Origin of the sequence: Burkholderia sp. WTPI3 (assembly GCF_021483755.1) — a bacterium.
GTDB lineage: Bacteria > Pseudomonadota > Gammaproteobacteria > Burkholderiales > Burkholderiaceae > Burkholderia.
Map to the genome: position 1 here is coordinate 1 of NZ_JAGIXF010000141.1, position 10,319 is coordinate 10,319.

Sequence of the window (10,319 nt, forward strand, 5' to 3'; positions counted from 1 at the left end):
TGTCGGTGCCCGTCACGCTCGCGCTCACCGCCGCATGGATTGCTGCGTGGGCCGGCGCGGCCCGCCTGCACGGCGATCGCCAGTTCCCGCACGACCGTATCGCCCGTACGCGCATCGTCGCCATTCCGCGCTGACCTGCTCACGCGCCGACGCATCGCGCACCCCGCACCGCTGCGGCCGCCGACGCGCATCCATCTGCAGACAACCCGCGAAAATGCCTGCGCGGCCGCCCCGCGCGCCTTGCCCGTCAATGAAAAATCCGTCGGTTCGGCAGGTTACGCAACGTTTCAGCATTCACTGCTAAACATGCCGCAACGGCGGTAATAAGAACGTCTCGTGACTGTCACGGCACAGTCACACCCGCATGGCGCAATGCCTGTACTGTCAACCGGCGCGAGTCATGCATGGGCCAGAAAACGTCCGCGACCTCCCTGTTCCGTCAACCGCTCGGCGCCCGCGCCGCCACCGCCTTCCTGTCCGGATCGGCCACAACCGACGCGCTGCCGTCGGATGAGTCCCCTGCCGTGCATGCCACGCGGCACGACGACCCCGACTCGTCCACCCATCGCTACCGCACCATCTGGCTGTCCGACATCCATCTCGGTTCGAGCGGCTGCCAGGCGCCGTACCTGCTCGACTTCCTGCGCCACAACGATTCGGAATACCTGTACCTGGTCGGCGACATCATCGACGGCTGGCAACTGAAGAAGGGCTGGTACTGGCCGCAGGCGCACAACGACGTCGTGCAGAAGATCCTGCGCAAGGCGCGCAAGGGTACCCAGGTCGTCTACATCCCCGGCAATCACGACGAAGGCGCACGCCAGTTCTGCGACCTCGCGTTCGGCGACATCCACGTGCGCGGCGAGGCATTTCACACGACGCTCGCCGGCAAGCGTTTGTGGATCGTGCACGGCGACCTGTTCGACGGCGTGATCCAGCACGCCAAATGGCTCGCGTACCTCGGCGACACGCTCTATACGCTGATCCTCGTGCTGAACCGCTGGTTCAACCGGATCCGCAGCCGCCTCGGCTTCCAGTACTGGTCGCTGTCGCAGTACCTGAAGCACCAGGTAAAGAACGCGGTCAACTTCATCTCGCAGTTCGAGACCGTGATGACCGACGAAGCGCGCCGCCGCGGCTGCGACGGCGTCGTGTGCGGACACATCCACAAGGCGGAGATCCGCGATATCGACGGCGTGCTGTACTGCAACGACGGCGACTGGGTCGAAAGCCTTTCCGCGCTCGTCGAAACGATGGAAGGCGAACTGAAGATCGTCTACTGGACAGCGTTGCACACCGCGCCGACCGCAGCCCCGTCGCGCAAAGCCAAGGCCACCGCCTGACACAACCCCACTTACAGGACACATGCCACGATGAAGATCATGATCGTCACCGACGCGTGGGAACCGCAGGTCAACGGCGTCGTGCGCACGCTGAAGAGCACGACGCACGAACTCACAGCGCTCGGCCACCGGGTCGAAATGCTGACGCCGCTGGAATTTCGCACGCTGCCCTGCCCGACCTATCCCGAGATCCGCCTGTCGATCCTGCCGTATCGCAAGCTGCGTGCGCGGATCGACGCGTTCGCGCCGGACGCGCTGCACATCGCGACCGAAGGCCCGCTCGGCCTCGCCGCGCGACGCTATGCGCGCGCCCGCAAGCTGCCGTACACGACCGCGTATCACACGCGCTTCCCGGAATACGTGCAGGCGCGCTTCGGCATCCCGCTGTCGGCGACCTACCGCTTCCTGCACTGGTTCCACGGGCCATCGCTCGCGGTGATGGCACCGACCCCGGTCGTGAAGCAGGACCTCGAGAAATTCGGCTTCACGAACGTCGTGCTGTGGACGCGCGGCGTCGATCTCGACATCTTCCGGCCAATGGAGTCGAAGGTGCTCAATACCGCGCGGCCGATCTTCCTGTACGTCGGCCGCGTCGCGATCGAGAAGAACGTCGAGGCGTTCCTGCGGCTGGATCTGCCCGGCTCGAAATGGGTCGCGGGCGAAGGCCCCGCGCTCGCGGAACTGAAGTCGCGCTACCCGGAAGCAAACTATCTCGGCGTCCTGTCGCAAGCCGAGCTCGCCAAGGTGTATGCTGCGGCCGACGTGTTCGTGTTTCCGAGTCGCACCGACACGTTCGGCCTCGTGCTGCTGGAGGCCCTCGCATGCGGCACGCCGGTTGCCGCGTACCCCGTGACGGGCCCGATCGACGTGCTCGGCGGGGGCGATGCCGGCGCGATGCACGAGGACCTGCAGGAAGCCTGCCTCGAGGCGCTGAAGATCGAACGCGAAACCGCGCGTGCATGGGCGGAACGCTTCTCGTGGCGCGCGGCGTCCGAGCAGTTCGCGTCGCATCTGAAGCCGCTGCCGAAGACTGCGTACTCGCCCGCCGAAGGTGCCGCCGTTTGAAACGAGACCTGAACGACAAGACCCCGCCCCCTGCCACCGCGGCGCAACCGCATCGGCCGTTCGACGAAGAAGAGCCGCACGCCGACGCGGACGTGCATCCGCACGAGCCGCTCGGCCCCGACGATCGTCTGGCGCCGCTCGCACCGAACCCGTACAAGCGCCACCGCGGCATCACCCGCGCGTGGTACGCGCTCAAGCATTCGCTGAACGGCTTTCGCGTCGCGATCCGCGAGGAGAGCGCGTTTCGCCAGGAGCTGACGCTCGCCGCGGTGATGCTGCCGATCGGCGCGTTCTCGCCGGTTCCGGCCGCATCGCGCGCGCTGCTGATCGGCGCGGTGCTGCTCGTGCTGATCGTCGAGCTGCTGAACTCGAGCGTCGAGGCCGCGATCGACCGCATTTCGCTCGAGCGCCACGAGTTGTCGAAGCGCGCGAAGGACCTCGGCAGCGCGGCGGTCACGGTCGCGCTGTTCGCGTGCGTGACGACGTGGGGCTTCGTGCTCGGCCCGGTGGTCGCGCACTGGCTCGGCTTCTAGTGGGCGCCCGCATGCGGCGGCGCACCATGCGCCGTCCGCCTTGCAATGACGAAATGCGCCCGATGTAAGGAAACCGCGGTTTATAATCGTCCGCTAGACTTAGAACAGCAACCCGCGCCGGACGAATCTCGCAGCATCGATTGCAGCGCCCGCCAGTCCGGCACACACAGGGCCGGACGACATGGAAGCGAAACCTCCCCGCCGCACGCGCGAACGGATTCTCGAGTTGTCGTTGAAACTCTTCAACGAGATCGGCGAGCCGAACGTCACGACCACGACGATCGCCGAGGAAATGGAAATCAGTCCAGGCAACCTGTACTACCATTTCCGCAACAAGGACGACATCATCAACAGCATCTTCGCGCAGTTCGAGCAGCAGATCGAACGGCGGCTGCGCTTTCCCGAAGATCACCGTCCGACGATTGACGAAACCTGGTCGTACCTGCAGTACATGGCCGATTTCATGTGGACCTACCGGTTCCTGTATCGAGACCTCAACGACCTGCTCGCACGCAACCGCACGCTCGAGACGCACTTCAAGCAGATCATCAGCCACAAGGTGCGCTTCGCGCACGACATGTGCGAGCTGCTCGTCTCCGACGCCGAAATGGTCGCGACGCCCGCCGAGATCGAAGTCATCGCCACCAACATGGCCGTGATCTCCACGTACTGGCTGTCGTATCAGTACGTGATGCATCCGCGCAAATACAACGATCAGGATGCGATCCGCGAAGAACTGCACCAGGTGAGCATGCACGTGATCTCCGTCATGGCGCCGTACCTGCGCGGCCGCTCCCGCCAGTTGTTCGACGATCTCGTCTCCGGCAAGCTGCCCAAGCGCGAATTCACCGACTACCTGCCGCCGCGCGATGGTTCCCCGCGCGCCGCGGGAAGCCCGGTCGCCGCCAGGCCCGCCGCGAAGGACACCAAACAATGAAGGCAGTCTGCGTTTATTGCGGCTCGTCGTCCGGCGTGCGGCCGGTCTATGCGGACGCCGCGCGCGCGTTCGGCCGAGCACTCGTCGAGGCGGACCTCGCGCTCGTCTACGGCGGCGGCCGCGTCGGCCTGATGGGCGTGATCGCCGATGAGGTGATGGCGGTCGGCGGCCGGGCCGTGGGCGTGATCCCCGAGTTGCTCGTCGACAAGGAAGTCGGCCATACGGGGCTGTCCGAGCTGCATGTCGTGCCCGACATGCACCACCGCAAGAAGATGATGGCCGACCTCTCGGATGCGTTCGTCGCGATGCCCGGCGGTGCCGGCACGCTCGAGGAACTGTTCGAAGTCTATACATGGGCGCAGCTCGGCTATCACCGCAAGCCGGTCGCGCTGTACAACATCGATGCCTTCTACGATCCGCTGATCGCGCTGCTGCGTCATACGGTCGACGAAGGCTTCATGCGCCCGGCCTATTTCGACGCGCTGTGCGTCGAGTCGGAACCCGTCGCGCTGATCGACCGGCTGCGCCGCTATCAGCCGCCCGCCCGCGACAAGTGGGCGCCCGACGCAGCCAAGTAACGCTCATCGGAAGCCCATGACCGCACCGTCCGATCGCAAGGCCGTCCTCATCACCGGCGCAAGCCGCGGCATCGGCCGCGCGACCGCCGTGCTCGCCGCCGCGCGCGGCTGGGACGTCGGCATCAACTACGCGCGCGACGCGGCCGCGGCCGAACTGACCGCGCAGGCCGTTCGCGACGCGGGTGCACGCGCCTGCATCGTGGCCGGCGACGTCGCGAACGAAGCGGACGTCATCGCGATGTTCGACACCGTTGCGTCGGCATTCGGGCGCCTCGATGCGCTCGTCAACAACGCGGGTATCGTCGCACCGTCGATGCCGCTCGCCGACATGCCGGTCGACCGGCTGCGGCGGATGTTCGACACCAACGTGCTCGGTGCGTATCTGTGTGCGCGCGAAGCCGCCCGCCGGCTGTCCACCGACCGCGGCGGCCGCGGCGGCGTGATCGTCAACGTGTCGTCGATCGCGTCCCGGCTCGGCTCGCCGAATGAATACGTCGACTACGCCGGCTCGAAAGGCGCGGTCGACTCGCTGACGATCGGCCTCGCGAAGGAACTCGGCCCCCACGGCGTGCGCGTCAACGCGGTGCGCCCCGGCCTGATCGAGACCGAGATCCATGCGAGCGGCGGCCAACCGGGCCGGGCGGCCCGCCTCGGCGCCCAGACGCCACTCGGCCGCGCGGGCGACGCGCAGGAAATCGCCGAAGCAGTCGTCTGGCTGCTCAGCGACGCGGCGTCCTACACGACGGGCGCCCTGCTCGACGTCGGCGGCGGCCGCTAACCGCCCCCCGCCGGGCGGTAAAAATCGCCCACTGAAACAATCCGTCGTCACGGCACCACAAATCTCCACAATATCGTGACAGTTTCAGTAAACATCAGTAACAATTCCGTGCTCTACTAGCGCCAAGTCAAACAGCCAGGTCATCCGGCTGTCATTTCGCCTCGACGCGACCCTTATCGGTCCCGGCCCATGTCGCCGGACCGGCTTGACCCGACCGAGATCTTTTCCATGCCAGGTTCCGCAGCGCCCGGCCGGCGACGCACGTCCGTGCCCGCTTCGGCTCATCATGCCCGATCGGCCGCCGATCCCGACTTCGGCGCGACGCTCGATGCCGCCGGTACGCCGGCCGTGGCCGGCCCCGCTGCTGCCGCAACGCATGCGGCGCGCGAGCGCGTCGCCCGGCTCGGCTGGCAGGCGTGGCTGCTGGTCGCCGCGCTGGTCTGCGCGTACACGCTGCCGGGCGTGCTCGGCCACGATCCGTGGAAGCAGGACGAGACCTATACGTTCGGCATCATCCAGCACATGCTCGAGACCGGCGACTTCGTCGTGCCGACCAATGCCGGCCTGCCGTTCATGGAAAAACCGCCGCTCTACGCGTGGGTCGCGACGAGTCTCGCGTGGCTGCTGCAGCGCGTAATGCCGCTGCACGACGCGGCACGGCTCGCGAGCGCGCTGTTCGCGGCGCTCGGGTTCGGTTTCATCGCGCGCGCGGCGCGCAGCGCAAACCGCGCGGACAACTGGCTCGACCTGCGCGTGATCGGCCCCGTCGTGCTGAGCGCGGGCACGCTCGTCGTGATCAAGCACGTGCACGACATGATGACGGACGTCGCGCTGTTCGCCGGCACCGCAATGGGTTTCTGCGGCATGCTCGAACTCGTGATGCAGCACGTCGCGCGCGCGCAGCAAATGCGGCACGGGCTGCCGGTGCGGCCGTCGGGCCGCTGGGCCGCGCCGATCTTCGGCGCAGGCGTCGGCATCGCGCTGATGGCGAAAGGATTGTTCGTGCCGCTCGTGTTCGCGGCCACCCTCACGGGCGTGCTCGTGCTCTACCCGGCCTGCCGCACCCGCGCGTTCGCACGCTCGCTCGGCGTCGCCGCGCTCGTGTGCGCGCCGTTCGCGCTCATCTGGCCGACCGCGCTGTTCCTGCGCTCCGAGACGCTGTTCATGACGTGGTTCTGGGACAACAACGTGGGTCGTTTCTTCGGCTTCTCCGTGCCGCAACTCGGCGCGGAAAACGACAAGCCGTTCTTCATCCTGCGTGCGTTCCTGCTGGTCGGCTTCCCGGTCGCGCCGCTCGCGATCGTCGCGCTGGCGCGCGGCGCCTGGCGCGACTGGCGCACGCCGCGCATCGCCCTGCCCGTGCTGTTCACGGGCATCGGCCTCGCGGTGCTGCAAGTGTCCGCGACCTCGCGCCAGCTCTACATCCTGCCGTTCTTCGCGCCGCTCGCGCTGGTCGCCGCACAGGCGATCGAGCGGCTGCCGCGCGGTCTGCATCTCGCGTGGGATTACCTGAGCCGCCTGCTGTTCGGCATCGTCGTCGCACTCGCGTGGGTGATCTGGGCGGTGATGGCCGATCCGGGCGCATCGCACGCAAACCTCGCACTGCTCGGCCGCTGGCTGCCGCTCGACTGGACGATGCCGATCGTGCCCGGGTTCGTGATCGGCGCGCTCGTGCTGACGGTCGGCTGGCTGTGGCTGCTGCCGAAGCTGCGCACGACGGGCCGGTGGCGCGGCGCGCTGTCGTGGGGCGCGGGCGCGCTGGTCGCGTGGGGGCTGGTGTACACGCTGCTGCTGCCGTGGCTCGACGTCGCGAAGAGCTACCGGTCGGTATTCGAAGACCTGAACGCGCATCTCGCGCTCGAATGGAACGACGGCGACTGCATGGCAAGCCTGCACGGGCTCGGCGAGTCGGAAGCGCCGATGCTGTACTACTTCTCGGGCATCCAGCACACGCCGATCAACGACGCGAAGGCGACGCGCTGCACGTGGATGATCGTCCAGGGCGTGCGGGCAGTCGATCCCGCACCCGGCAGCGAATGGAAACTGTTCTGGACCGGCGCGCGGCCGGGCGACGACGAGGAACTGCTGCGCGTGTACTTGCGCACGCCTGAAGAACCCGCGACACCGTAACGCGAGACGGCGCCCCACGGGCGCCGTCGTCATTTTCGGCAGAAGCCCCGCATTCGCCGAGCGAACGCGGTTTCATGCCTGCCCCGCCGCTGCCCCGCTCGTCAGAACGACGAACCGGGCTCGCGCAGAAATGCCGTTTCCTCATCGGTCGACGCACGGCCGAGAATCGCGTTGCGGTGCGGAAATCGCCCGAAGCGCTCGACCACGGCCGCGTGCCGCAACGCGAAGTCGTGATAGCTCTCGCACCCCGCTTCGTCACGAATGCCCGCACACAGACGCACGGCCTCGCGCTGGCTCTCGTGCGACTCGTCATGTTCGAACGGCAGATACGCGAACGCGCGGTGATGGCCGCTCGGCAATTGCGCATCCCATCCTGCCGCGACGACGCGGCGCGCGAGCGCCAGCGCCTTCGGGTCGGCAGCGAACGCACGTGGCGTACCGCGATGAACGTTGCGGGAAAACTGGTCGAGAACCACGATCAGCGCGAGTGCGCCCGATGGCGAGCCGGCCCAGCGGTCGCAGGCACCGTTGCATGCGGCGTCGAGCAGTGCGCCGTAGCGCACGCGCAGCACGTCGTCGAACGCCGCGCCGCCGTTGAACCATATCTTGCGTGCGTGCCCGAACTCGGCCGAATCCGGTACACCGAACCAGAAATCGAGAATCTCGCGCGCGTGCGGATAGAGCGCCGCGGCGCCATCCGTCAGGGTGTCGCTCGTCATGCAAACTCCAGTACGAGACGTCGTGTCCGCGCGCTCTTCTTTTCAAGTTTGGCGACCCGCAGGTCGCCGATCTCCGACGTATTGCGCACGTGCGTGCCGCCGCACGGCTGCAAGTCGACGCCGGCGATGCGCAGCAGCCGCACGCGGCCCAGCCCCATCGGCGGCTTCACGCTCATCGTGCGCACCAGTTCGGGCCGCTCGGCCATCTCCGCGTCGGTGATCCATTCGGTCGTGACCGGATGCGCGCCGTGGACCAGCGCCGCGAGGCGGCGTTCGACGTCCTGCCGGTCGATCGCTTCGGACGTCGCGAAATCGAGCCGCACGTAGTCGGCCGTCACGCTGCAGCCGTCGACCGGATACGGCAGCACCGCACACATCAGGTGTGCGGCCGTATGCAGCCGCATGTGCCGGTAACGGCGCAGCCAGTCGATGTCCGCGACCACGCGCGCGCCGGGCGCAAACGCCGCCAGATGCGCCTCCTGTCCTGCTGCGGGCACGTGTACGGCGTCGTCGGGCGTCGCGCCGTCGAACTTCGCCTTGCGCGTGTCGGCGATCGCGATCGTGCTGCCGTCGGACAGCGTCAGCGTGCCGCTGTCGCCGGCCTGCCCGCCGCCGAGCGGATAGAACACGGTGCGGTCGAGCCGGATGCCGTCATCACCGACGGCCGCGACGACGGCGTCGCATTGCGTAAGGTAGGCGTCTTCGCGAAACAGTGCCTGGGTCGTCATCGGGCGAGCCTCGTATCGATGGGGAAACGGTCAGTGTCGCGCCGCACCGGACGGACGCCAAGACCAAATCGTCCGGCGCCCGGACAGCAGCGTACCGGTCGATCAACCGGGCCGGTTGCGCATCCAGTCGGCCGTGTCGTAAAACGAATGCATGAGGCGCTCGCGCAGCGGCTCGGGCAACCCGACGTCCTCCATCGCCCACGCCATGCAGCGCAGCCACTGGTCGCGCTCGACCGACGCGATCGGGAACGGCAGGTGCCGTGCGCGCAACCGCGGATGGCCGAACCGGCTGATGTAGTGGTCGGGGCCGCCGAGCCAGCCGCACAGGAACCAGAACAGCTTGTCGCGCGAGCCATCGAGCGACGCCGGATGCAGCGCGCGAATCTCCGCGAACTCGGGCTCGAGGTCCATCAGGTCGTAGAAACGGTCCACCATTTCGCGCACACGGGCTTCGCCACCCACGAGCTCGAACGCCGTCGGCTGCGACGGCGCATCATCATTCACATCGGTCATACGGATAATCGGAAACGGGATATTCGGGGCCGCCGGCGACGCTCAGGCGTCGCGCAGCGACTGCAGCGCGGGGCGCCGCAACACATTATGCAGGCTCAGCCAGCCGGCCGCAGCGGCGCACGCGACGCCGGCAGCAATGCCGGCCGGCACGGGCCACGGATCGACCGCGAGCCGGAAATCGAACACGCGCGATGCAAGCACCCAGCCGACCGCGATGGCGCCCGCCGATGCCAGCACACCTGCCAGCGCGCCGACGACGATGAATTCCGCGCGCTGCACCGCATTGACCTGCGCGCGCGACGCACCGAGCGCACGCAGCAGCGCGGCCTCGCGCACGCGCTCGTCGCGCGAGCCGGCAAGCGCCGTGTACAGCACGAGCACGCCGGCTGCGAGCGTGAACGCGAACAGGAACTGCACGGCGCCCACCACCTGCAGCATCATCCGCTGCAGTTGCGCGAGGATCGGCGCGACGTCGATCGCGGTCAGGTTCGGGTAGCGCGCAATCAGCGGGTCGAGCAGCGCCGCCCGATCGGCCGGCAGATGGAAGCTCGTCAGGTAGACGGCCGGGAAATCCTTCAACACCGGCGGCGGCATCAGCACGAAGAAGTTGACGCGGAACGTGCCCCAGTCGAGCTTGCGCACGCTGGTGATCGGCGCATCGACCGTCAGCCCGGTCACGTCGAAGCGCAGCACGTCGCCCGGCTTTACCTTCAGTGTCTTCGCGAGCCCGGCCTCGATCGAGATCTGCGGCGTGGCCGACGTGCCGAACCAGTCGCCGGCGACGATCCGGTTGTCGGACGGCAACTCGGTCGTGTACGACAGGTTGAATTCGCGATCGACGAGCCGGCGCGCTTCGTCGGACGGATACGCGTCCGGGTTCACGGGCTTGCCATTGATCGCGACGAGCCGGCCGCGCACCATCGGCGCGGGCACCGCATCGCGCACTCCGTGTGCGAGCAGCCACGTCGCGACGTCGTCGCGCTGGTCGGGCTGAA

At 67.7% G+C, this 10,319-nt stretch carries 11 protein-coding genes and 1 pseudogene; 8 read left to right on the top strand and 4 right to left on the bottom strand.

Translation table 11 applies throughout. The features are described 5' to 3' along the window. The 8 genes and pseudogenes from J7024_RS34840 to J7024_RS34875 form a co-directional block, all read left to right on the top strand. A pseudogene (locus J7024_RS34840) lies at positions 1-134 on the top strand (RDD family protein); the annotation flags it as partial. A gap of 270 nt (positions 135-404) precedes the next feature. Then, positions 405-1,343 (top strand): UDP-2,3-diacylglucosamine diphosphatase, encoded by a 939-nt coding sequence (locus J7024_RS34845; RefSeq protein WP_124827583.1) that lies wholly within the window; start codon positions 405-407, stop codon positions 1,341-1,343. 30 nt (positions 1,344-1,373) lie between these two features. Then, entirely contained in the window at positions 1,374-2,408 is a 1,035-nt protein-coding gene (locus J7024_RS34850; RefSeq protein WP_124827584.1) for a glycosyltransferase family 4 protein, read from the top strand. Further along, the gene (locus tag J7024_RS34855; protein WP_124827585.1) at positions 2,405-2,941 is read left to right on the top strand and encodes a diacylglycerol kinase; all 537 of its coding nucleotides are present in this window, start codon (positions 2,405-2,407) and stop codon (positions 2,939-2,941) included. Before J7024_RS34850 ends, J7024_RS34855 begins: the two co-directional genes overlap by 4 nt. 181 nt (positions 2,942-3,122) lie before the next feature. Further along, positions 3,123-3,878, top strand: a complete 756-nt coding sequence (locus J7024_RS34860) for a TetR/AcrR family transcriptional regulator (protein ID WP_124827586.1) — start codon at positions 3,123-3,125, stop codon at positions 3,876-3,878. Then, positions 3,875-4,456 carry a TIGR00730 family Rossman fold protein gene (locus J7024_RS34865; protein ID WP_124827587.1) on the top strand — a complete coding sequence of 194 codons (582 nt, stop codon included), beginning with the start codon at positions 3,875-3,877 and terminating at the stop codon, positions 4,454-4,456. Before J7024_RS34860 ends, J7024_RS34865 begins: the two co-directional genes overlap by 4 nt. A gap of 16 nt (positions 4,457-4,472) precedes the next feature. Further along, entirely contained in the window at positions 4,473-5,234 is a 762-nt protein-coding gene (locus tag J7024_RS34870; protein ID WP_124827588.1) for an SDR family oxidoreductase, read from the top strand. 228 nt (positions 5,235-5,462) lie between these two features. Next, entirely contained in the window at positions 5,463-7,364 is a 1,902-nt protein-coding gene (locus J7024_RS34875) for an ArnT family glycosyltransferase (RefSeq protein ID WP_124827589.1), read from the top strand. Positions 7,365-7,465: 101 nt separating this feature from the next. Here the strand turns inward: J7024_RS34875 and J7024_RS34880 are convergent, their stop codons facing one another. From J7024_RS34880 to J7024_RS34895, 4 genes are all read right to left on the bottom strand, one after another. Then, complete coding sequence (locus J7024_RS34880; RefSeq protein WP_199568481.1) at positions 7,466-8,083, bottom strand: DUF924 family protein; 618 nt, start codon at positions 8,081-8,083, stop codon at positions 7,466-7,468. Then, a complete protein-coding gene (locus J7024_RS34885) occupies positions 8,080-8,811 on the bottom strand; it encodes an alanyl-tRNA editing protein (RefSeq protein WP_124827591.1) in 732 nt (243 codons plus the stop codon). The genes J7024_RS34880 and J7024_RS34885 overlap by 4 nt, the downstream gene beginning before the upstream one ends. Positions 8,812-8,913: 102 nt before the next feature. Further along, the gene (locus tag J7024_RS34890) at positions 8,914-9,324 is read right to left on the bottom strand and encodes a group II truncated hemoglobin (RefSeq protein WP_124827592.1); all 411 of its coding nucleotides are present in this window, start codon (positions 9,322-9,324) and stop codon (positions 8,914-8,916) included. A 42-nt stretch (positions 9,325-9,366) separates the two neighbouring features. Continuing rightward, the coding region (locus tag J7024_RS34895; protein WP_234745906.1) for an ABC transporter permease at positions 9,367-10,319 on the bottom strand (953 nt) is incomplete at its 5' end.